Source organism: Pararhizobium sp. DWP3-4, assembly GCF_049898205.1.
GTDB lineage: Bacteria > Pseudomonadota > Alphaproteobacteria > Rhizobiales > Rhizobiaceae > Pararhizobium.
In genome coordinates this window covers 1-23,047 of the sequence record NZ_JAFCXF010000011.1, presented here as the reverse complement: position 1 = coordinate 23,047, position 23,047 = coordinate 1, and the positions used below count along the sequence as shown (strand labels likewise).

Below are 23,047 nucleotides of genomic sequence, written 5' to 3'. Positions count from 1 at the left end.
GGCACTCGCGCTGAACAGCCGCCTTGGAACATTTGAAAGCGGAAGCGGTTTGGGAGTCGACTATACCGGGAAGATCATCCACGCGGTGACAATTCGCCTACACGGACAGGCAGAGCGCGCAGCGGAGCAATACGATGCCGATTGATCGTTGCCTTCAAGAGCTGGCTGGAGCGTCGAGCCCGCGCCACGGTCGACAAGAAAAGAACTGGCGGCAAGAAGTCAGGGACGGGCAGGGGGAGGCCGAAAGTCCGATCGAAAAGCGGGCGCGATGGGGGCCCTGCGTCCGCATCTCGTACAAGGGACGAGCGCTCGGCTTTGCTGAAAAGAGCCCCTGCCACATGCGAACGCAACGAAAGCTACGCGGAGCACTGCCGCCTGATGGCTTGCTTAAAATAGGGAACGTCTGGAGCACGAATATGGCAAAGAAATCGAAAAAGAAATGGTCGCAGGACGTGACTGAGAATAGCGATGCAATGGACCTTAAAGATGGTGTCTTCAAAGAGCGCAGTCCCAAGAAAATTGCCGACTCCTTGAAACAGGCCGCAGAGCAGAGCGAACGCCGGAAGGCGAGCCCGTTCCAATCCGCCATGTCGATGCTGACATTCTTCATCAACCGCGCCGGCAAGGGGCTATCAAAATCGCGGCTGGCGACGCTTGATCGAGCTAAGGACGAACTCAGGAAAGATTTCAACAAACGGCCGAAACGCTGAGTTTTCGCCATTGACGGGCGAACGATGGCTTGGCGGGAAAGCGGTGAACCCTTCGAAAAACGCTTGGCCCGACCCTCGTCACCACGGCTATGGGCGCCATGGCACGAGGCAGGCCGAACCAGCCTGTTGGCAAGGTGGAACTGATAAGCACGAACATGTGCGTCAAACCAGCTGCTGGACGTTTTCCACACCGGCGTTCGGCTGTTAATCTCGACGAGCTTGTTTCTCGCCGCCCGAAGTCCTGCGGCGGACGAAAACTTGGTCTGGCGGAGCTTGTGCGCCTGCTGAAGTTCGGCTTGGAATGGGGTGAGTTTCGGAAATTGAAGGGTCATGGTTCCAAAACACACCGTCGCTCCCCGGCGTCGTAGCCAAGAGCAGAGGGCATTTGAAAAAGTTGATTAACGATACACCTATTATCAAGCGCTTTTGAGGGTGTTCAAACTGGCTACGATTTAGCCGCAGGAAGCCGTAGCTTCGCAATCGTACCCTTTACATGCTTATGCCGGTTGAAAAGTTCAAGAGCAGAAATATTGCAAGCCGACCTATTACTTGTCCACCCTTCTACACAACGAAAAGGGTCGGCAAAGGAGCAGGTCCCGGGCTTCCAATGGTCCAAGGTCGAATTAAGCGCATCATTCAGCTGCCGTTGCGAGAACTGCGTCTGAAGTCTCCTGACGGTCTCCCCCGCGTCGTCCGCAATTCGGCCTATCAGCAACGATTACCTCAATGCGGATATTTTTTTGTGTCAATTTCGCCAGTTCCGCTCCCGTCCAAGACCAGCGCGTTGTCGTCAACCGCGAGGATCGAAAGCTTGCGCCCTGCCCGGGCGGTTGATGGCTCCTTCTCGGTAGTTGGGACCGGTTCCACCGCCTTCGCCGCGATCGGTAGCTGTACGTACCCTCGCCTCCCTTCGACCTAAGCCTTACGCATTAGCAGCACTGGGCCATCAGACCGGTGACACGAATGGCCGGTATGAAAACGGCGGCCAAAAAGCCGCCTTCCTGTTATAAGTTAGTCATGGTGGAAGCGCGACGTTTCATCCGTAAGGAGGGTGCCTGTTCTATCGTCTTCTACTTCAACCCCAGTCATTCTGGCGCCATAGGGCGATACGCTGGTTTGCCCTGTTCAAAACGTGATATCTTAGGCCGACCCTGATCCCAAAACATGCATCACGAAGTTGAGGCGCGGCTCGCTGGATAGCTCACTCCTCGAATAACGCCGTGAAAGCCAGGTACCCGGTATCTGGAACCTAATTAATTTTCAGGCAGGAGCGAGCCGCCTCTTTCGCGGCACGGGTCGCAGTAAAATGGACCAAGAGCTTGACGAGGACGGCTGCGGCATCTGCGAGGGGCGCCTCCCGCCCAAGGTCGGGAATCTTACGAAATCGGGGTCTGTTTCCGATGACCGGTACTGAAATCGCAGAAGAGTGTGCGGCGTGGAACTTCCCAAATCGTTCGTAGTTCAATTTGATCATCAACTGTACACCGCGAAGTGACGCTCGTGCTCGGGAACGATATCAACCAGAAGACGCTGAGCTTTTGTCACAACAACTCATTTGTCCGCAAGGCGGCCTGCGAAGTTTTCTCCTCTCCTTGGCCGCCGCAACCCGTGCGCCCTCCACGTATGGTACGTCATAAGGGTTTCCTCAACTGTCCGGCTCGGCATACCGTGTCAGATCCGCCTCGGCTGATTCAGACTATTTTTGCGGTGGTGCGGGAACCTTTTCCATAAGGCTCGGTTCGGCTTGAACGTCTCACCCAAAGGATCAGTTCAATGTTCATGCATAACAAAAGATTACAATATACCGTTCGAGTTTCAGAGCCGAACCCTCGTCTTGCCTGCATGATCATGGAGCAATTCGGTGGAGCGGATGGCGAGCTTGCGGCGGCAATGCGATACTTCACGCAAGGGCTAGCGGAAGATGATCTTGGCCGCAGAGACATGCTGTTGGACATTGCGACGGAGGAACTCAGCCACCTTGAAGTTGTTGGATCGATCATTACGATGCTGAATAAAGGCCTAAAGGCGCAACTCGCCGAGGGCCAGCTTAAGGAGGCTGATCTATATATGATGATCGGGTCGAGCGGTACTTCGGTGAAGGAATCGATCTTGTTCGGCGGCGCGCCTGCTCTATGCGATTCTGCTGGGGTCCCCTGGACCGCAGCATATGTCGACTCTCGCGGTGAGCCTACAGTAGATCTTCGCTCGAACATTGCAGCTGAAGCCCGTGCCAAGATTGTATATGAGCGCCTCATCAACATTACCGACGACCCAGGCATCAAGGACGCTCTTGCCTTCCTTATGACCCGAGAAATCGCGCATCAGAAATCATTCGAGAAGGCCTTGTACGCTATCGAAAACAATTTTCCCTCGGGCAAGCTGCCGGGTATCGAACAATACGCCAGCATGTACGTTAACACTTCGCAAGGAGAAGGCGATACCACCGGGCCGTGGAATTCCGGCGACGACTGGGATCGCATCGACGATCTGGAGCAGGTGATGCCGGTCGATGACGGTGACGGCTCTGCAAGCGTGAAGCTTTCGGCGTTGGACAAGAAGGTAGCAACCGCAGCGGCTGCGCGTACTATGTCTGACCCGGTATCTGACCCCACTACTGGCGCCGACCTTGGGGCGGGTGCTGGTGCAGGGCGTACCAAAAACGCGGATATGGGCGGCGCTGCTAATGTCGTTGAGGCCAAGGCCATGAGTCCGGGGGCTGCCAAAACCAAAAGGTAAATGCTTGACTTGAAGGGCCACTCCAAGGCGGCCCTTCGCCCTTAGAGGCGGTCGCTTCGCGTTGATAACCCTGTACTCCGACACTGCAGAGCTTCGACGATCTTTCGGAAATCTAGACCATTAAAGTTTTCCGAAGAACCGGACGCATCGTAACCATAGTGGCATTTTTGAATGAATGCCTTCAGATCCACGATCGTACCAGAAAGCTACATGGGCACCCGACATTTACATCCTCCGCCCGGTCGAACCTACGATCCTTGAGGTCCAAGAGGGTCAGTCGCATTCGATCGGCTCGATTGAGATCAAGCAGTCGCCGTTCGTCTGTCTTGATTGTTGGCAAGGATTGCGCAGTCCGCAGTGTTGCGGAGTCCTAACAGGAACGAAGCCACGCTTCACGATCCTCATGAGGGGACGACTGTCTAGTCATCGGTGGCTGCCCGCGCCTCAGCTTCTGAAATTGCTCGAGCAGTCTTAGATTGTTTGACCCCTCTGGGAACTTGACGCGCTTGCGGCGGTTAGAGGGATCCAGAAACAGAGGATCTATCATGACAACCGAAAATACAGCGCGTTCGATTTTCGTTACCGGCCTCAAGAATGCTCATGCCATGGAAAATCAAGCGCTCTCGATTATGAAGCCGCAGGTCAGCAGGATTGAAAACTATCCGGACGTGGCAGCCAAGCTCGATCAGCACATTCGTGAGACCGAAAATCAGATTGTGCGGATTGACGGACTACTCAGCGACTTTGCTGAAGATCGATCGACCTTGAAGGATATGGCACTCTCATTTACTGGCGCGATGGCCGCAATGGGACACACCGTAGCCGGCGATGAAATCTTGAAAAACTCGTTCGCGAATTTCGCATTCGAGCATTTCGAGATCGCCGCCTATAAGTCGCTTCTCACCGTCGCCGAGCAAGGAGGATTTTCGGCCTCCACCGCTGCGCTTAAAGCTAACCTCGATGAAGAGCTAGCTATGGCCGGCTGGCTTGAGCAACACCTGTCCGACGTCACGCTCAGGTTCCTTTCCTTGAAAGCAGCGGGTGAAACCGCAAAGATCTGACAGCAAAGGTCTGATAGCGATGACAGTAGCTGATGTCTTGTTTTTGGTGTGCGGCGCGGTTCCCATTATGGCAGGTCTGCTACTACTTTGGTTCGGCCCAGTCAGGCGACGCTCCTTCCCGGATTCGCGTAAACAGTGATGTCAATCGCCTGCTAGTACCGAAGCGAAGGCCAAGACCTCGACCGGACCAGACGGTATCTGCTGTTGATTCGATGCAGCACAAGAGGTGCTCAGCGCGTCCAGTTCTGGGTGGCTATCTGCGTCAGTCATTTTGCCGAACCTATGTTCTTGGAGTAAGCGGCGGCGTTTACTCGTTAGCCGCCGGCCTGTTGGCCCAAGCAGCAGTTTCAAAACTCGGCGCTGAAGGCTACCCAGCAGGTTTCGTCGCAATCCGGTTGCCCTATGGGGTCCATGCCGACGAGTCGGACGTGCAAAAATCCCTAGCCGTTATCCGCTCGGATCGTGTCATCACTATTGATATCAAACCCGCGGGCGACACCTTGCTCGCTGCCCTCATGCTGGCGGAAGCGGATGGTGTCGAGCCGGCTCGAAAGGACTTTCAACTCGGCAACAGGAAGGCGCGTCAGCGGATGATCGCGCAGTCTGCATGGGCTGGTGCAACTGGCGGATTGGTGATCGGAACCGACTAACCGCTGAAGCCCTGATGGGTTTTTTCACTAAGTTAGGCGATGGGGCGGCCGATATCTTGCCACTAGCAGGCCTGACGAAACGACGGGTGAGGGCCGTTGCCGAACACATGGTGCTCCGTCCGAACTGGCGTTCAAAGTGCCGACAGCCGATCTCGAGTCTGACGCGCCTCTTCGTCTCGACGAAGAAGTCTATGGCGTTACCTATGAGCAAATAGATGATTTTCTTGAAGGGAATCCGGTCGTGGAGAGCGCGGCTGCGAATCCTGAAGGCCTATCGTGCGAGCGCGCACAAGCGGAGCCTGCATGTGGCGCCGTCCTTCTGAGTGCTTCTTCTTCAGGCGGTATCCAAGTCCGGCGTTTATCGCCCAAAACGAGCGAGCCCGCGATCGGTCCTGCCGCGAAGATATCTCTGGTGACTAATCGGCGTCGACCATGGAACCAGCACCTCGTTCCAAGGTTTGCGCCGCACGGAGGAAGCTATGGAATATAACTGGGTACACTTGTGCATCGATATGCAACGAATGTTCGCCGAAGACACGCCTTGGCATGTCCCATGGATGCAGCAGGTGTCGCCTCAGGTCCAGGAAATCGCAAAGCATCATCCGCAGCGGACGATCTTTACGCGCTTCGTACCGCCAAAGCGTGCAGCGGATATGGCCGGCTTGTGGCGAAGTTACTATGAGAAGTGGGACACGATGACACTCGAGCGGCTTGAACCGCAGATGGTCGACCTAGTTCCGCCGCTAAAGGCCCTGGTCCCGCCGGCGAGGGTCTTTGACAAAATGACCTATTCGCCATGGATCACCGGGGAGCTTCATCACGTGTTGGCGGGGGAGGCGGTGGAGACGCTCGCGATTTCGGGGGGCGAAACGGACGTTTGTGTCCTGGCCGCCGCCCTCGGCGCCATCGACCTAGGCTATCGTGTCATTCTTTTGAAGGACGCCGTCTGCAGTGGCGCGGATGATACCCATGACGCTTCCCTTGCATTGTTAGGGGATAGGTTTTCAGTGCAATTGGAAATCTCGTCGACCGAAGACTTCCTGAGTCGCGCGTGACCGAGAGGCCGCGGCCCGCCGATCTAATTGTTCTTTCGCTCCGTGGCCGCAGCGCGGGTAGCCGGCGTGGCCATAGTCCTTTCCGGGGCGGGCGCTGACGGCGCACCCGGGGTGACGGGAGTGAAGAAAGCGGGAGGCTTCATCATGGTCCCGGACCCAGCCGAGGCGGGTGTCAACTTCATGCCACAAAGCGCGATTGCAACTGGGGCCGCCGAGTTGTGGCTCCTATTGCGAGATTGGCGGAGCGTCCGGCCGAAGTGGCTCGTAGCAGGGAGTCGGTCCGCTCATTGGATATGTTGGGCTCAGCTAATGATCTCCGCCGCATCCCGCTGCTACGGGCGCGTACGTGCCATGATTTCTCTGCTTATAAGCGCGCCACGGTAAAGCGGCGCGTCGTCCGTCGCATGTGGTCTGCCGGGCTGGTGATGAATGACCTTGCACTGGCAGATACAGAATTCTGGTCGTCGAAGACGGGTACATACGCGCCATGAGCTGCGCAACATGCTTGACAGATACAGGCGCGCTCGTGTGTTGCTGCTGAAGCATAGATGGCACTGGAGCTGGGAGGAAACTTGGCCAAGATTAATGCGGCTATCCTCGATTTCAACCTGTAAGGCAGGTTTGTGCCCGGTGGCTGAGAAACCCGAACACCTGCACGTACCGTTCGTGTTAACCACAGGATATGATCCGTCGATCGTTCCGGTCGCCTCCAGCGTGCCGCGCGGTTCGGAAAATCCACCGCGGCCGGCGTTTGCAAATGCGAAGTGTCAGCTTCCACGACGGCATCTCCTACTTTGGCTGCGTTGTGGAAGCCTCACTTGCGAGCGTTGGCCCCTGTGAACTCCCCAGCGATCTTGAAAGCCGGGGTGTGGTTCCGGCGCCGTCATCTCCCGATGATCTCACCTGCTCCCGTATCTAGCCGAACTCAGTCAGAAATTTCACCTATCCCAACTGTGCAGCTCTCGCGAGCCAACGCTGCGCGCTTGCCAAGCCAGTCCGAAAGCGATGCGCACCTCCTATTGGAACGTGCTGCGATCTCGTTTGTTATGGCATTCGCTCGACCGGTAGCTCATGAGAATTGAGAAATATCACTACGAAACGCTTAGTACGAAGTCGTTTCCGAGCGGCTGCTCTGTACTTCCTGTTTCGCCTCATCGGCAGCGGCCAGCGAACGAATAATTTCTTACTAGCAGTCGGATTCGAACCCACCCGCGGGCCAATTACGGCGAGTTGTTTGTGCTGTGATTTCACTCATCCACCCTATTGTCGCAAATCAAGAAAAACGCATTTTCGGGTGGAACGATCAACTAACACTGAGGTTAGACCTTACTCGCATGGTGCGGGCATCGAAAGGGAAACGACATGACTAACCAACAGAACGATCAGAACAACCGCAACCAGGAAAATCAGCAAAACCAGCAGGAAAATAAGCAGAACCAGCAGGAAAACAAGCAGAACCAACAGGAAAACAAGCAGGATCAGCAGGAAAACAAGCAGAACCAGCAGGAAAACAAGCAGAACCAGCAGGAAAATAAGCAGGATCGTCGCTGACCATAAGGAGCGCCCCGACATGACAAAGCAAGGCCTGTCGGGGCGTTTCCGCCCTGAGGATGTTCTACTCTACCAGTCGATCCAAGCACTCTCCTGTCACAGAGATGCAGATTTCGCGCTTTGCGAAGTCTCTGTTCCCGATAGCGCTCAGGACGCAAACGCAACCTCCTTCTGGCTCGTCCCACTCGACGGAAGAGAGGCCGAACAGTTTACCAGCGGTGAGGGGGGCGACACCGGTGCGGCGTGGTCGCCAGACGGCACGACAATCGCGTTCGTCACTAGCCGTACAGGCACACTCCAGATTCATCTCATTAACAGAAACGGCGGCGAGAGCCGTGCACTCACCCAGATGGATAACGGGCCACTTTCCCTTAAATGGGCGCCCAATGGGCTCAAGCTCTTCGCGACCGCCAAAGTCGCGGTCGACCCGGAATGCCGAGGCAATCGCGGTAAGCCAGCGGAGGGTCAGCGCCCGCAAGTCGTGTGGCGTTTACCATACAAGACCGACGGAATAGGCTACATACTGGATCGGGAGATCCACCTATTCTCGATAGATTTGGAAAGCGGTGATGCGCGCCAGCTAACCGATGGCCCATTTGACATTCGAGGAATGGACTGTTCTGCTGACGGTTCCCGCATTGCGTTCACACGCACCAGAACTGGGCGGGAAGCCCATGGCACCGACCTTTGGATCATGAACGTGGACGGAAGCCATGCCGAGCAAATCTCGTTCAATGTTGCGTCGGCAAGTTCGCCGTGCTGGTCGCCAGACAGCCAATCGATTGTGTTTGCCGGCTCCGAGGAAGAGGGCGCATCAAGGCAGCGCCCGTGGATCGCCGACCCCGACGCAAAGAGCGTCTCGCCGCTTGGCGACGAGTCCATTGAGGTCGAAAGCGGAAGTTCTTTTTTTTGGTCCGAGGACTCCAAAAGGGTAGTTTTCATCCTCGCACGGCGAAGTGTTCAGGAAATAGCTACCGTCGCGATCGAGAACGGCCGCCTCGACGTCATCGTCACCGGCGAAAGGCATGTGATTGGGCTGGCGGCCATGCCAAACCGTATCATCTTTGCCGCCACAAGCCTGACCGAGCCGGCCGAGCTATATTCTTGCGGTTGGAAGGGTGAAGATGAGACTAAGCTGACCAACTTCAACGCTTGGTGGAGCGATAGGGAAAAGCCGCGAACAATGCTGCGCACGTTTGACGTGCCCAATGAAGACAATGCGACCGAAACCATCGATGGGTGGCTCATGTTGCCGCCGGGCGACAGTCAGGGCCCGTTTCCCCTCCTTGTGGACGTCCATGGCGGGCCGCATGCAATTGCATATCTGGAGTTTGGTAAGCAGGTCTATCGTCATGTGTTGTGTAGTCGCGGCTGGGCGGTGCTTTCACTAAACCCGGTGGGGTCTTCAAGCTACGGCAGGGAGTTTGCAGAGCGGCTACGGGGCCGGTGGGGCGATCTTGACCTCAAACAGCACATTGCGGCGATCCGGAAGCTCCAAGAAGAAAATCTCGTTGACGATCGGATTGCGATCGCAGGTAAGTCCTATGGCGGCTTTCAAGCTGCATGGGCAATAACGCAGACGGACATGTTTAAGTCAGCCGTAATTTCGGCTCCGGTCAGCAACATCGAATCCCACTTTGGCACCTCTGACAGCGGGTACTATGTGACCCCGTTTGCCATGCTTGGAGAACCGTTCGTCAATCCCGAACCTTCTCGAGAGCTCTCACCGCTCGTGCACATGAACGAGGCGCGGACCCCCACGCTTTTGCTTCAGGGGATGGATGACCAACGTTGCCCGATTGGGCAATCGGAAGAAATTTTTGCGACATTGATGCGCAGCAGCGATACCGCTGTTGAAATGGTCCTCTATCCAGGGGGCAGTCACCACCTGCTTGAGGAGGGCCAGCCCAGCTTTCGCATTGATTACATTACAAGGGTGGTCGAGTGGGTAGAGCGTTGGACAAACCGTGCGTCTGATGACCGCGACACTGATCCAAATGAGCCGATGGACAGCGCGGCCGGTGAGGTTGGTGAAGCTGAACGACAAAAGGAAAATGACTGACCTGTAAACCCCGATCAAGCTCGAATTCCTTAACTGCCGAGCGGAAGCCAACGTTGTGATGACATCATGATACCGGGGAAGGACGGGGAAGAATTGGCCTTAGAAAAGGGGTAAATGTCTCTATCTTGATAGCCTACGACGAATTGCCGAACAGCGTTCTCGAACAGGCCGAGGGATATCTAACGTCGTGGTGCTCTTGATGCATGCGGACGAGGATTTGTTCGCTTCCTTTTGAGCGTGGCTCTCACTGAAATACACGAGCGTCGTGTGACGGGGCCTGTATCATTCCACGCCGAAACATTCAGCCCCTCTTCATGCCGAGTTAATTGTGCCCCCAGATTCCCACATGACCTCAGAGCCATCTCCATCGGTTGGGGCACGCTTAGTGACAGAATAGAAACCAAACAGGACTTTGAGAACGAGCGCTACAGCAATCAAGATCGGAAGAACGACAGCAAGTTTGGCGCTTGTAGTCATAGGTGTTCCTCAATAACGGCCCGTGTGACGAACAGCGCGAAGGCTGAAGTTACCCTTCTCACTTGCCCGCGCCCTTGAGCGCGGCAGGTCCCCCGATGGGAGAAAATCGGCCACGCCACGCTTTGCAATAACACGTCATACAATGGTCGTGCCAGGTTCGTGAGGCTAGGTCCCTCCGTTTTGCTCAGCAAAAACGGGCGGGACGATTTTTCGTTCCATAATATCTCGACTATCGGACTAGTTTAATTGCAACGTGGGACTTCGCCTTCCTTTCCTCGGCTGTGCATGAAGCTCGCCGAAAATCTTGCGACAGTACTCTTGCGTTGTAGTGTTCGCACCCGATTAACAGCAACAGTCGGACAGCGGTCGTCTTAAGGCTCGTCTATCCGCGGTTAGAGGGATCGCGGAGCCCAACTCCGCGCGCGCACCTGACGGGTGTTCGATCTCCACTCGTAGCACGAGCGATCGCGAGGGAGGGCGCCCAGCCTAGACCATCGAGAACCAGAAATCATGTTAGCGTGCTCATATTTCATTGTTCGAGCGGTGGGATGAACGCTAATTGAAGCTGGGTAAAAAAAGTTTGGATCCCTTCAGGGCGTTCAGGATTACAAATTTCACCACGGGACCATTTACCAAACTAGCGAGGATCTTTGACAAGGTTCAATTTGATTCAAGTGGGTTATGGCTAGCTGGGTGTTCAGAAATCCGCCGAGAGCGGCTATATATCGCGATAATGCCAAGCATGGGGCGAAACGATGTCTATCATCTCGGCAGGCTGCCGAGATGATTCTTCTGGCGCTCCTCAGTTTGGAAAATACCAAGGCGGAGCGTAGAGATTACCATCGGCCTGACTTCCTTCGCGACGTCTTGCCTCACGAGAATACGTTCAAGGTGAAACTGTCACCGATCACCTTCCTCACCGTCTACGCGACGACCTACCGTTATCGAAAGGACGCTGGTCGCTTTCCTCCGAGAGGCGAGAACGATGAGATAGCAGCTGCCGCGAAGACACTGCAGGTTATCCTCGTTGGCCGCCGTTCACTTCGGCATAGGACTGACTGACTCTGACCGACAGCTGCGAGGTAAATTGCTGGGGACAATAACGGGTCGATTTTTCTTCCCATCAGGACCCGAAAGCTCAACCATGGGAGAGAACCTACCATGCTGGCGTCCGTCAATTCTCGAAGCACGTTGCTTCAGGGCTGCTGTGCGGAGCCCCGTTGGCAGGCCCGGTCGACAAGCTTCGCAACGCAGGGAACTTGTATCCCATGCGAAGGTTTGACGTGACGAAACGAATGGAGTCCTTCATGGACAAGGTCATCGATGTTGATTTCCGGGTAACGTGGCAAGCGCCCGTCTTTGTCCGGATTGGCAACGGGATGCGGGAACGCATTGGCGGGCCGGACTCGGCATTAGCAGCGCTTCTCCATCGCTGGCCGTCGAGCAGTCAATCGGAATATGCCGTCGCCAAGCGCCGCTGCGTCGACGCTATCGCAAGGCACCGCAGTCCCGAACTTGCCCGCAACGCGTTCGTAGAAGCTGCGGTGGCGGCCAAGGTGCTCGCATGACCGGCTCGCGTCGGCGCATCATACGAACCTTCCCGCTATCCGCAGGGCTGCTGCTTGGTCTGGGGTTCGGAGGCTTTTTTGACGGCATCGTACTCCACCAGCTTCTGCAATGGCATCATATGCTCAGTTCTTGGTACCCGATCACCACAATCGAGAACCTTGAACTGAACACGTTCTGGGACGGCGTCTTTCACTCCGGTACCTATGTCTTCGTGCTCGCTGGTCTCTTCATCCTGTGGCGGTCGGGCCGCCTCAGCCATTTCCGGTGGTCGACAGGCGACCTCATTGCGACGATGCTCACCGGCTTTGGATCGTTCAACCTGATCGAAGGCATTGTTGACCACCACGTTCTTGGCTTGCACCACGTCAACGAAATGGTCCCGCGCGGGCAGTGGCTCTTCTGGGATGTCGGTTTTCTTGCCTGGGGTGGGGCAATGGCCGCCGTTGGCGTACTGATCATAAGGCGGCGTCATGGTTGAGATTCTGCGTGAAATGCGCACTGCGTTAACATGGGCTGCTTTCGGTCTTGGTCTTGTCTTCGCGACGCGACCGGTGTGGTCGTTTCTTCTGTTCAGCCGAAACCTTACTCTTGAAGACCTGCTTTCACTGCGCTGCTTCGGCCTCACGACATGACGCATCGATCAGACAGGCGATATCCGAGAAGCAATCGACGGAGCGTACCATGACAGACCGACCTGAGCTCGACGCCGAACATCCCGCCTCCCGCCATGTCGTCATCATTGGAGGCGGTTTCGGCGGCTTGGCATGTGCAATCGAACTCGGCAACGCCCCCGATATTGACGTCACGGTCGTGGACCGCCGCAACCACAATCTCTTCCAGCCCCTGCTGTATCAGGTAGCCACCGCCGCCCTGTCACCGGCGGACATCGCCGAACCGATTCGCAAAACGCTCGCCCATTTCAGTAACATCGACATGATCATGGCAGAGGTAGTCGGCATCGACCCGTCGTCCCGCACGGTGTCTTTGTCTGATGGTGAACTGGTTCCCTACGATCACCTCGTCATCGCCACCGGCTCAGATTACAACTATTTCGGGCACGACAACTGGCGGATGTTCGCACCCGGCCTTAAAAGCATTCATGAAGCGCGGCAGATCCGCCATCGCCTGCTTCTAGCCTTCGAGCGGGCGGAGCGGGCGAGAAGCGAGCCGGAGAAGCATGCGTTGCTCACCAGCATTGTAATTGGCGGGGGACCGACCGGCGTCGAAATGGCTGGCGCGATTTCTGAACTAGGCCGATTTATGATTAGCCGCGACTTTCGAAACCTGCAACCCGACCATTTGAGAGTGCTCCTCGTGGAAGCGGGACCACGAATACTGGCGGCCTTCCCGGAACACCTCTCCGCCTACGCCAGGACCTACCTCGAAAAGATCGGTGTCGAGGTCCGTACAGGTAGGAAGGTGATGGACATCCGGGAGGATGGGGCCGAGATCGACGGCGAATTCGTCCCCGCCGGATCGATCATATGGGGCGCCGGCGTCAAGGCTTCCCCCGCCCATTCATGGCTTGGAATTTCCGGTGTCGCGGGCGGCCGGATACCTGTCGACGATTGTCTTCGTGTCCAGGGGTTGGACGACATCTATGCCGTGGGAGACACATCTGCGCTGGTGGGGTCAGACGGGAAGTTTTTGCCGGGCCTAGCACAGGTCGCCAAACAACAAGGGATATACCTCGGGAAAAGCCTGCGAAGGGGCCATGCCGTTTCAGGCTTCAAATTCAAAAATCGCGGTAACACTGCGGTCATTGGCCGGAACGCCGCTGTATTCGACTTTGGAAAATGGACGATGAAAGGCAGGGCAGCCTGGCTTCTTTGGGCGCTCGTTCACGTCTATCTTCTCATCAATTTCGAGAAGCGCCTTCTCGTCTCCATCCAATGGGTTGGGCGGTATCTAACGCGACAACGCGGTGCACGAATAATTGACGAGACGGCCGATGGAGCCGGGCATGAAAATCACCAAGCTGCCATCGACAGCGCTACCGGCCGACCGTAGTCTGGCGACAATCACCTATAAGCTTTGCAATATGGCTGGAGCGAAGCATTGCCTTCGGCGCAAGCATTGCTTCGACTTCGGAGTCGGTCGGAGGCTTGAGCGCGCCCTTAGCCTTATTTCCCATTTCCATCATGATGTCGGCAATCGTTTCCTGTTCGGCGACCTCCCACTTGGCGAATTCATTTGCCATCGGTCGAAGACTTTCTCAAGGGCCACCCGGCTGGTTGCTAGCGAAAGAGAGCCAACCGTTTTGTCCCGGTGGCATGTTTCTTCTCCGCTTCTCCGCTTCTCCGCTTCGCCGGGATGGCGGCAGACTGCGCGAAGGCCCTTGATAAAAGGAGCGCCGGAAGTGGCAAAAGCTGCGGTTGTCAGTACGGTGCGACGGTTCATGGCTTTCCCTTCTTTGAACTGCGGCACGAACCTGAAGTTAGGCGGAAAGTTTTACCACCTGTTCATAGCGCGGGATCATACGGGATCGCGACCGTGCAGTTTGCCCTTGAAGGAATGCAGGCGGTTATCTTGCCGGCGCATCTGCGCCTCCGACAGAAGCAACGAATCACTGATAACATCGTTTCCCTTCGATCCTAGTGAATCAAACAGAAATCCACCGCAAGTGATTTAATAGGTCCTGAGCCTTTAGCGCTGCGGCCGGTCTGCTCGGTGCGGCTCTAACGGGATAGCAACTGTGTGACCTGACGGGGCCCGCGACATTGTGAATGAAAGCGTTTTAAGGAGCGTTACCGTTGGCTCTGATCAGGACAATTCTCATCCGGCGGAAGACCACGGTCCGCGCAATCGCAGTGGCGCGTGCCTTGATCACAGCATCTTGGCTGCTGATGAAAGCGTCATGATCCTCATCTTCTACTGGTACAACAAAATAAGGTTTTTCGAAATAAACGTCGTCGATCTTGCCGCACGGGATGAAGGCTTTGGCCTCTAGCATCTTGTCAGAGTCGGCACGACCGCCGCAACTTCATCGGGATCGATCATGATGTAATCGCCCGGAAGGAAAAAAGACGCGGAGGAGGCGCTCGCCAAGCGGGATTTCAAGTTCACATTAGATGGAGAGCGACTGCATGGGAGCTTCGTACTCGTGCGCAGGCGCCACGGTCGCGACGGCGGGAAACGGACCAATTAGCTGCTGAACAGCATCATGACGGCTTTTCCGCCGAGGAAAACGGCGCGGCCGGCCTTGAGGAGAACTATACCTCAGTGGCATCCGACAGGAAAATGGAGGCTATTGCGTCCGGCACGGGCAGCAAGCCGACGCCGTTCATGACGCAGGGCGACGCGCTCGAAGCGGATGCGGTGTGGGACAGCAGTACCGGTCTCACCGCCGAAGAGCGCAAGGCAGGGAAGACGCAGATGGCTGCCAAGTCAGCGAAGAAGGCAACGGTCTCTAAAAGCGTGAAATCCTTGATGCCGGATTTTGTCGCTCCGCACCTTTGTGAAACGCTTACGCGTCCGCCAGAAACGGAAGCGGTTGGCAAGTTATTTCGGCCTTGCGCCGATGCTGCATCAAAATGGCAATGTCGATAATGACCGACGCCTCGGTCGGGCAGGCAATGCTCGAGCCAGCAAAAAATAGGACTTTGCCCAAAATGCCGATCTCCTCGGTTCGGCACATGGCAACGGTCATGGAGCGGGAACTGGCGAACCGCCAGCTGGGAAGTTGGCGTATGCAACATACTCTGCCTGACGTTTCTGCATTTTACCGGAAACCTCGACCTTGTCCATAATCGCGAAGAAATCGCAGGCTATCCATCCCTGTACTCAACTTCTCTTCGGCGCGATACGCGGTCGGCTTCCAATAAGCAAAGCGGCCGTAAGCCAATGCAGTGGCCAAGGTGCGCCGTTCACACAGCGTGGGAGCAACTTAGCACCGAGAATCCACCAATTTATACACGCCGTGGGCCTCTGTACCGGGGATCGACTGTCGAAAAGACAGCGTCTAGTGCCAGCAGAGCTGCATCAATCTGCTCCAACTCCTCGAGCGGAGGCAAGTCATCAAGACTGATGTTTTTCAGGTGGTGGCTTATCGTGTCATGGAGATCGCTTATCCATGGCCCATCTCCGCGGTCGTTCGCGAGTTCGTTCAAGAACACGATGGCCGTATGTAACAAGCCGGTTGTTGCCGTGGCTAAGGTATTCCCCTTTAAATCAATTCCGCCCATTGCCTTGCCTCCCGCGTCCGCGTTCCGATGCCGTCAGAATGAACGGCCCACGCTCTTACCATTTGGAGCCGGTGTTGTTCCGTTCAGGACAGCGAGTTTCGGAAGATGACTTGAGCGAACGAACTTCGTAAGTACCCAAGGTTTCGCAGCTATCGCGAGATCAACGATGCGTTCGTTGGGCAATGAAGACGATTATAGGAGCTTGTCCGGTGGATGCAGTCCAGTTTCAAAGTCTCGAGACCAACCCGTTTTCTCGTTGGCCGTCTCAATGTGATCGTCGTTCCAACAAATAGAAAAATGTGCGTTCGGCGCCGTCCGTCAGATCGAAAGATGTTAAATGAATCCTCTCGAGCCCTCCGCTTATGTGCGCGATCGCTTCTTAAGCCTCGCAAATAGCCATCTCGTCAAAGATATCGGCGCCCTAATGCCATAGGCCTATACGCAACGGACGTAACCACTACGGAGTATTTGTTCTTATCAAAACGAACCGTGCAGGTCTTCGACACCGAGACCGGGACGCTTTGGAAGCCGTCGAACGGCCCGACGTAATACACGAGGCTACCGCGTTCCTCCTCGAACACCCCGCCAGATCATTCGCTCGGTCTGCTCGGGATGGCGGTGCGCCTTGGCGTAAACGATACATTTGTCGAGCAGCCAGACATTCAGCTCCTCCAGGCTTTTCATCCGGAGGCGTGTCGTTCGTAACAATTTGAGCCACGAAAGCTTGAGCCCCACGCGATACGAAATGAGTTTACTCGTAATTGCGGCGGATACGAGAAAGACGGCATCGTTTGCCCAGTCTGCTGTAAGCTCCGCTTGCGGGCTCCACCACAGCCAGTTGCGGAAGATCGAGCGGCGCGACTGATCTCTATCGATAGACGTCATTACCGCGTTTGCCCGGCTTAGCCGGATCGCTAGTGTATGGGCGACCTTCAGGAACAGCGATGTTTCGAAAATTCATTGCTAGTTCGTGGAGCCGGTTTCTCATACTCGGCCCGCTGACTGGCTGGCCGTGGCCGCTGATCACCAACTCTGGCTCCAGCGCAGCGAGCAGCTTGACAGATTGTTCGGCCTCGTCCCAATCCGGAGTGAAGTAACGCGGCGGTCCGTGCATTTCGGGCGTCTGCATGATCGCGTCGTAGACCGACTCCTGGCCAGTGGTTACAATTGCATCACCAGAAATCAGTGTGCGGTCAGCTTCGCGCCACAGGGAGACGTGGCCGGGCGCGTGTCCCGGCGTGTGTAGCCATCTCCATTCCGGCATGTGAGGCACCGTTTGGTCTGCCAGAAGCGTCGTCAGCCACGGCTCGACATTGACCGGAGATCGTGGAAAAAGCGGCGATAGCAACGCCATCAGGCCACCCCCGACCAGGGGATCTGCTGGCGGATAGGAGGCCTGTCCGTTGAGATAAGGAAATTCGAGAGGATGGGCGTAAACCGGCACGTCCCAGTGGCGTGCCAATGCTTCAAGCGATCCTGCGTGATCAAAATGGCCATGCGTCATGATGATCGCCGACGGTCGGGTATTCCGGCCAAAACGATGTTCCGCAGCAGCAATGATGCTTTGCTTGGAAGTCGGCAGGCCCGTATCGATCAGGACCCAACCATTTCCGATCGTCGGATCTCCATAGAAAATCACATTGACGATCGACAGGCGCAAGTAGGCAAGATCGCGTGCAAATGCGAGGACACCTGAACCGGTTTCGGTCGTTGGTGCAACATCAGTTTCTTCGAGCGAAAGCTGAACAGCCATACGTGTCTCCTACCACGGAGGAAAGCCAACTAGCTGGGAGGGCTAAAGTTCCCAGCTTCTGACATCTGAATTCTGGACGGCGCGACCTCAGGATGATTGGGAGAAGCGCGGTCAATCGGGCAGTCTCAATAAAGCAGGCCGCATAGGGTGGGGAAACCGAGTTACTCGCTTCATCAGGACTGACAAGACTGGCCGATCAAGCCACTCCTGCCGCCAATTCATTTGGGAACTTGTTTGTGGGGAACCAGTTAGCTCGCATCGATATTAACTCAACGAGGTTGATCAGACGGTGTGGTGACGTAGTTCTCTCCAAGGGTACTGCAAGCATCTTTGTCAGCAGGAAATCAATAGCTGGCGACCATAAATGAGGGTCGCTACCTAATACAGCCCCAAAGGCGAGTGCACCATCGTGCGAGGTCTAGTTCAATATGAGTGGTTTCAACATTGTCGCTTTACGCTTGGAAAATGATAGCCCGCGCGGCCGCCCCATGAGAAAATCGGCATGTTAGATGAGCGGGAAGCTTATTTGAACGCGTCAGGGCTCCCTGATGCACAGCCGTCAAAACCGATTATCGAGCGCACTCGACTAATGCAGTCTGACGGCCAGGGATATTACAAAGACCCGACAAACGGGGAAGGCTGGTGCCTGCTTTGGATTGAACTACGTGCCGGGGGAAGGCTCAAGCCGCTGGTTGTATGGTATCTGGGCTCTCGAGACAAAAGGCTGGGGGCAGATGAAAGACGTTCATGACCGACCACTTGGAAAAGACGATCTGGGACTGTGCCATCATCGGTGGCGGCCCGGCTGGCTTGACGGCAGCGATTTATTTGGCTCGCTTCCATCTCTCGGTGACGGTATTCGACGATAATACCAGCCGGGCGGCGATGATCCCGATATCGCATAACCATGCTGGATTTCCAGACGGGATCAGTGGCCCGGAACTTCTGGGCAGAATGCGTGCACAAGCTCAGAGATACGGCGCTTTGAACCAGCGCCGGAAGGTCACGGCCGTTAAAAAGGGCAGTGATTTTTTTGAGTTGGAGGTTGACGGCGACACAGCATTTGCCCGGACCGTGCTTATGGCGACAGGTGTGCTCAACCGCCGGCCACCGATGGTGTCAGCCGCGCACGACGAGGCGGTTGCTCACGGACTCCTGCGTTATTGCCCTGTTTGCGACGGGTTCGAAGTCTCCGACAGGTCCGTTGGCGTCCTTGGTACTGGCGCCAAGGGATTTAAGGAGGCGAAGTTCTTGCGAAGCTACACCCGGGATGTCACGCTGGTCGCGCCTGATGGCGAGCACAGCCTTGCTGACGACGAGCGAAGAGGCCTGGAAGGTCTCGGCGTCAAAGTCGAGGAGGGACCGGTGATATCAATCGAACCGGGTGCCGGCATGATTACCGTGACAACAGACGCGACAGCCTACGCATTCGCTTCACTCTACCCGGCCCTTGGCTCGGACATTCGTTCCCGCCTGGCAGAAGCACTCGGAGCTCGCGTCTCGGATGAGGGCTTTATTGACGTCGACGCTCATCAGAGAACGAGCGTCCCAGGCCTTTATGCCGCTGGCGACGTCGTAATGGGTCTCGACCAGATTAGCCACGCGATGGGGCAAGCCGGGGTCGCTTCGACAGCTATTCGCAACGATCTGTATGAAATCGAAGCGTTGGTTCGCTGAAGGAGGCGCGGTCTACACGATGCCGCTCTCGAAACCTGCATCGATTGATGACGGATGCCGGACATGCCAGGCGTACCAGCAGGATCCAGAAGGGCGCGGAGAACCCCGCCCCATCGAAGACTACTTGATCGGAGAAGCCTACCGAGCTTCACCGACGGCTCGCGGCTCGAAACACCAGCTTGCCGAGTTCCGGGACGAAGGCTGACACGCCCTCCTCTCCAGGGAAGGCCATAACACCTTCGTCGAGATCATTGGCAATCCCGGCTTTACATTGGGAGGCCGGGACATCGGATATGATGTTCCCGCCTCGTTTGTCATTGGGTGGTTGCAACACCGCAATGGCGATGCACAAGCGGTTGATTTCTGCCCGGCCTGAACTTCCGTTCGGAAAAAAGCAGAACCCTTTGCGCATTTCGAGGCTTCTTCGAACCGTTGATAGAGCTTCGCCCTCGCGTATAAGGGAGACTAACGCCTCATGTCCTATACTAGCCATTTTGTCGGCATCGACATATCTAAATCCTCCTTCGATATCTGCATTCTTCTCGAGCAGCAGTCCCTGGCCTCTGCCAATACCGCGCAAGGCATCGCTGCCTTCCTCGCCTTCCTGGCCCCAGTCGAGGGGATCGAGCGGGTTATCCTTGAGCCGTCAGACGGTTACGAGCGTCTCGTCGTTTCGGCCCTGCAGGCGGCCGGGCTTCCCGTCGCCAAGGTCAACGCCAAACAGATTAGACAGTTCGCAAGAGCGGGCGGTCAGCTCTCCAAGACCGACCGGGATCGATGGCTTCGTCCTGGCCGACTATGCCCGGCGCATGGACACGAAAGTACTCGTTGCCGCCACGGTAGAACAGGAAAGCCTGGTCGATTTGGGTCTCACGCTACAGGCAGTTGTCGCACATGATCGTGCAAGAGAAGAACCGTCGGGAAGCTGGCCGGTAAAGCCAACGACATGACGAGAGCCTAGATTGAGGCAACATTGCGGTTTCTGCTCGACCAGCGTCAGGCGGTAGTGGACGAAATGACGGCCTGCCTCAAGTTGGATGCGGACCTGTCGGGCAAGGCTGACCTATTGATGTCGCTCAAAGGTATAGGCCTGCGCACGGCATGTTTCCTAATCGCCGCCCTGCCGGAACTGGGGCTGATGGACAAGGGACAGATCGCCAAACTGGTCGGCGTCGCGCCGCTCAACCGCCACAGCGGTCTGATGCGCGGCAAAAGGCTGATCGCCGGTGGACGAAAGCCCGTGCGGGACGCACTCCACATCGCTGACCTTCCGGCATCCGCTTCGATCCCGATATGAAGGCATTCTTCGAACGCCTCAAGGCCAAGGGAAAGCCGGGCAAAGTCGCCCTCGTCGCCATCATTGTATTCCTCCCTGATCTCTTGGCCTTCGGCAAGGCTGCCTGGATGGCTTCGCAGGTCTTCCCCCGGGCAGCCTTGCCGAGAAGTTCGAAGACCTGGTCAAGGCGTTCGATCTGGCCTCGCGTTTCATGGCAATGCTTCAGGAAGCCGGCCTCGCCTTCTTCCGACAGGGCGGCGCGCGCCACTTTCGGCAGTGCCTTGAGGGTCTGTTTCCGGCGTAATCCTTGAGCGTATCAAGTAAAAAGGTCCGCGCCAGAGCCCTCCGCCAACGGTCGCTCGCGGAGAGGCTGTCCCTCAATACCCGGTCGTTTCCACACTCACCGAACGAACCGTCGTAGCCTTTGGCCCTCTCACCGGCGCCACACAGCGACAGGAATCTGTCGTACAGAAACTAGGTTGGGGCTCCTGGGCGAGCAAACTGATGTCCGGCGGCGTGCCGTTCGTATTTGCGACCGGCTATGACGATAACTCAATCCTAGGCATCACACCTGCGTCCGCGCTTTCTCAAGCCGGTCAGCTAGACCTGCTTCCTTTATGGCCTGGAGATCTAACGGGATTCCAACCATAGTATCGTGCTCTCAAGATGCAACCGGTGCCACTCCTCCACGCCTCTGAGCTTTTGTCTTCTGCAACTGTTGAGGTTTCGTCTGGGTTCGCGCAGTCATGTGGTAGGATCTTCGGCGACGGGAACATAGAACGGGGACGGACGGTTAATGCGCATGAGGGAAGAACATAACGATTCCAAGCACCGCGGCCTGATTGTCGGCATCGGCGCTTCCGCAGGTGGCCTTGAAGCGTTCAAGGCGTTTTTCGAAAATTTGCCGCCTGATAGCGGGATGGGCTTCGTGCTTGTGCAGCATCTTTCTCCAGACCATAAAAGCATGCTGACGGAAATCCTCGCGCGAGAATCGCCGATCCCCGTCGTTGAAGCTCTCGACGGCATGCGCGTCGAACCCAACTGCGTCCATGTGATCCCGCCCGACGCTACCTTGACCATAAAGGACGGGCACCTCGTCGTCGTCCAACCAGCGCCTCCGCGGGAAGACCGCAGACCAATTGATACCTTCTTCGTCTCGCTGGCGAAAGACCAAAGCGACAACGCCGTGTCAATCGTGCTGTCGGGCGTCGGCAGCGACGGATCGGTCGGGCTTGTGGCCGTGAAGGAGAATGGTGGGCTGACGATTGCGCAGGCGGAATTTGACCACCATGCCATGGCAGGCATGCCGCAAAGCGCTGCGGCTACTGGTTTGGTTGATTACGTGCTGCAAGTCGAGGACATGCCCGCAAAGCTGATCGAGTATCGTGATCACCTGGCGCTAGTGGCTGACCGCAAGGATGGCGACGGCACGCGCAAGGACGCCGCCGAACACTTGGGGACAGTCATTGCCATTCTCCGCTCGAAGACAGGGCACGATTTCTCGAAGTACAAGAGCAAGACCGTTACGCGCCGTATCCAGCGTCGCATGCAGGTTCTGCAGGCCGACACTGTGCCTTCTTACGTCAAGCATCTGCGCGACGATCCCGCCGAGCCGGAAATGCTATTCCGAGATCTGCTCATCGGCGTGACAGAATTCTTCCGTGATACCGACGCCTTCCAGGGGTTGTCGGCGGCAATTGACGGGATCCTCGAACGCAGCGACCGCCCGCAATCACTGAGGGTCTGGGTGGCGGCCTGTTCGACCGGCGAAGAGGCCTACAGCCTTGCGATTACAATCCGCGAAATCCTCGACACGCGCAATGCAAATCTCGAGGTTCAGATCTTCGCAACTGATATCGACGACCGCGCGATTGAGTTCGCCAGGGCCGGCCGCTACCAGCGCGTAACGGGCATCTCTCCGGATCGCCTCAAACGATGGTTTTACGAAGAAGACGGCGCTTTTTGTCCGAACCGCCAAATTCGCGGGATGTGCGTGTTCTCCGTCCATAACGTCACGAAAGATCCGCCCTTCTCCCGGCTGGACCTTATTTCGTGCCGCAACCTGATGATCTACATGGACAACGACCTGCAGGATCGTATCTTGCGGACGTTTCATTATGCCCTGAACTCGGACGGTCTCCTGTTCCTCGGTCTTTCGGAAGGCGTGAGCCGCCATTCAAATCTTTTCGCGGTCTGGGACAAGGCGGCCCACATCTTCCAGCGGTCGGATGGGGATGCGGCATTCCCGGCCCTTCCGATGCCACCGCAAACGCCTGCCGCCAATCG

Annotated in this window: 18 protein-coding genes and 6 pseudogenes; 17 read left to right on the top strand and 7 right to left on the bottom strand. The window is 56.4% G+C overall.

The window, feature by feature from the left end:
• Positions 1-416: 416 nt before the first annotated feature.
• From ACP7E6_RS23655 to ACP7E6_RS23600, 12 genes and pseudogenes are all read left to right on the top strand, one after another.
• Entirely contained in the window at positions 417-710 is a 294-nt protein-coding gene (locus ACP7E6_RS23655) for a DUF3175 domain-containing protein (protein ID WP_426232258.1), read from the top strand.
• Positions 711-2,483: 1,773 nt separating this feature from the next.
• Positions 2,484-3,446: a manganese catalase family protein gene (locus tag ACP7E6_RS23650; protein WP_426232148.1), complete on the top strand. Its 963-nt coding sequence runs from the start codon at positions 2,484-2,486 to the stop codon at positions 3,444-3,446.
• Between the two features lie 545 nt (positions 3,447-3,991).
• On the top strand, positions 3,992-4,507 hold the full coding sequence (locus tag ACP7E6_RS23645) for a ferritin-like domain-containing protein (RefSeq protein ID WP_426232147.1): 516 nt from the start codon (positions 3,992-3,994) through the stop codon (positions 4,505-4,507).
• A gap of 245 nt (positions 4,508-4,752) precedes the next feature.
• Positions 4,753-5,480: pseudogene (nadE, locus tag ACP7E6_RS23640) on the top strand (ammonia-dependent NAD(+) synthetase); the annotation flags it as partial.
• A 156-nt stretch (positions 5,481-5,636) separates the two neighbouring features.
• The gene (locus ACP7E6_RS23635) at positions 5,637-6,212 is read left to right on the top strand and encodes a cysteine hydrolase family protein (RefSeq protein WP_426232146.1); all 576 of its coding nucleotides are present in this window, start codon (positions 5,637-5,639) and stop codon (positions 6,210-6,212) included.
• Positions 6,213-6,254: 42 nt separating this feature from the next.
• Positions 6,255-6,596 (top strand): chemotaxis protein CheB, encoded by a 342-nt coding sequence (locus ACP7E6_RS23630; protein ID WP_426232257.1) that lies wholly within the window; start codon positions 6,255-6,257, stop codon positions 6,594-6,596.
• Positions 6,506-6,703 carry a hypothetical protein gene (locus ACP7E6_RS23625; RefSeq protein ID WP_426232256.1) on the top strand — a complete coding sequence of 66 codons (198 nt, stop codon included), beginning with the start codon at positions 6,506-6,508 and terminating at the stop codon, positions 6,701-6,703. The genes ACP7E6_RS23630 and ACP7E6_RS23625 overlap by 91 nt, the downstream gene beginning before the upstream one ends.
• Before the next feature lie 871 nt (positions 6,704-7,574).
• Positions 7,575-7,763, top strand: a complete 189-nt coding sequence (locus tag ACP7E6_RS23620) for a hypothetical protein (protein ID WP_426232145.1) — start codon at positions 7,575-7,577, stop codon at positions 7,761-7,763.
• 19 nt (positions 7,764-7,782) lie between these two features.
• On the top strand, positions 7,783-9,825 hold the full coding sequence (locus ACP7E6_RS23615; protein ID WP_426232144.1) for a S9 family peptidase: 2,043 nt from the start codon (positions 7,783-7,785) through the stop codon (positions 9,823-9,825).
• Between the two features lie 1,784 nt (positions 9,826-11,609).
• The gene (locus ACP7E6_RS23610) at positions 11,610-11,870 is read left to right on the top strand and encodes a DUF982 domain-containing protein (RefSeq protein ID WP_426232143.1); all 261 of its coding nucleotides are present in this window, start codon (positions 11,610-11,612) and stop codon (positions 11,868-11,870) included.
• Complete coding sequence (locus ACP7E6_RS23605; protein ID WP_426232142.1) at positions 11,867-12,349, top strand: DUF2243 domain-containing protein; 483 nt, start codon at positions 11,867-11,869, stop codon at positions 12,347-12,349. Before ACP7E6_RS23610 ends, ACP7E6_RS23605 begins: the two co-directional genes overlap by 4 nt.
• A 203-nt stretch (positions 12,350-12,552) precedes the next feature.
• On the top strand, positions 12,553-13,881 hold the full coding sequence (locus ACP7E6_RS23600; RefSeq protein ID WP_426232141.1) for an NAD(P)/FAD-dependent oxidoreductase: 1,329 nt from the start codon (positions 12,553-12,555) through the stop codon (positions 13,879-13,881).
• On the opposite strand, the gene ACP7E6_RS23595 is transcribed toward ACP7E6_RS23600, so the two are convergent.
• Both ACP7E6_RS23595 and ACP7E6_RS23590 read right to left on the bottom strand, forming a co-directional pair.
• Positions 13,865-14,071: a hypothetical protein gene (locus tag ACP7E6_RS23595; protein ID WP_426232140.1), complete on the bottom strand. Its 207-nt coding sequence runs from the start codon at positions 14,069-14,071 to the stop codon at positions 13,865-13,867. The two genes, ACP7E6_RS23600 and ACP7E6_RS23595, sit on opposite strands and share 17 nt — an antisense overlap.
• Positions 14,072-14,620: 549 nt before the next feature.
• Positions 14,621-14,871: pseudogene (locus ACP7E6_RS23590) on the bottom strand (Ku protein); the annotation flags it as partial.
• Positions 14,872-14,881: 10 nt separating this feature from the next.
• Between ACP7E6_RS23590 and ACP7E6_RS23585 the strand changes: the two are divergent.
• Both ACP7E6_RS23585 and ACP7E6_RS23580 read left to right on the top strand, forming a co-directional pair.
• Positions 14,882-15,360: pseudogene (locus ACP7E6_RS23585) on the top strand (DNA ligase D); the annotation flags it as partial.
• A 31-nt stretch (positions 15,361-15,391) separates the two neighbouring features.
• On the top strand, positions 15,392-15,469 hold the full coding sequence (locus tag ACP7E6_RS23580) for a hypothetical protein (RefSeq protein ID WP_426232255.1): 78 nt from the start codon (positions 15,392-15,394) through the stop codon (positions 15,467-15,469).
• A 310-nt stretch (positions 15,470-15,779) separates the two neighbouring features.
• Here the strand turns inward: ACP7E6_RS23580 and ACP7E6_RS23575 are convergent, their stop codons facing one another.
• The 3 genes and pseudogenes from ACP7E6_RS23575 to ACP7E6_RS23565 all read right to left on the bottom strand — a co-directional run bounded on the left by ACP7E6_RS23575 (position 15,780) and on the right by ACP7E6_RS23565 (position 17,808).
• A complete protein-coding gene (locus ACP7E6_RS23575; protein ID WP_426232139.1) occupies positions 15,780-16,055 on the bottom strand; it encodes a hypothetical protein in 276 nt (91 codons plus the stop codon).
• A 458-nt stretch (positions 16,056-16,513) separates the two neighbouring features.
• A pseudogene (locus ACP7E6_RS23570) lies at positions 16,514-16,733 on the bottom strand (Mu transposase domain-containing protein); the annotation flags it as partial.
• A 190-nt stretch (positions 16,734-16,923) separates the two neighbouring features.
• Positions 16,924-17,808, bottom strand: coding sequence for an MBL fold metallo-hydrolase (locus ACP7E6_RS23565; protein ID WP_426232138.1), 885 nt, complete (start codon positions 17,806-17,808; stop codon positions 16,924-16,926).
• 747 nt (positions 17,809-18,555) lie between these two features.
• Here ACP7E6_RS23565 and ACP7E6_RS23560 point away from each other — a divergent pair.
• Complete coding sequence (locus ACP7E6_RS23560; protein WP_426232137.1) at positions 18,556-19,485, top strand: NAD(P)/FAD-dependent oxidoreductase; 930 nt, start codon at positions 18,556-18,558, stop codon at positions 19,483-19,485.
• Positions 19,486-19,633: 148 nt separating this feature from the next.
• Here the strand turns inward: ACP7E6_RS23560 and ACP7E6_RS23555 are convergent, their stop codons facing one another.
• The gene (locus tag ACP7E6_RS23555; protein ID WP_426232270.1) at positions 19,634-20,065 is read right to left on the bottom strand and encodes a hypothetical protein; all 432 of its coding nucleotides are present in this window, start codon (positions 20,063-20,065) and stop codon (positions 19,634-19,636) included.
• On the opposite strand from ACP7E6_RS23555, the pseudogene ACP7E6_RS23550 reads away from it, so the two are divergent.
• A pseudogene (locus ACP7E6_RS23550) lies at positions 19,961-20,847 on the top strand (IS110 family transposase); the annotation flags it as partial. The gene ACP7E6_RS23555 and the pseudogene ACP7E6_RS23550 overlap by 105 nt on opposite strands.
• Here ACP7E6_RS23550 and ACP7E6_RS23545 read toward each other — a convergent pair.
• Positions 20,848-21,100 (bottom strand): annotated as a pseudogene (locus tag ACP7E6_RS23545) (ferritin-like domain-containing protein); the annotation flags it as partial.
• A 463-nt stretch (positions 21,101-21,563) separates the two neighbouring features.
• Here ACP7E6_RS23545 and ACP7E6_RS23540 point away from each other — a divergent pair.
• On the top strand, positions 21,564-23,047 hold a 1,484-nt coding region (locus tag ACP7E6_RS23540; RefSeq protein ID WP_426232136.1), incomplete at its 3' end, for a chemotaxis protein CheB.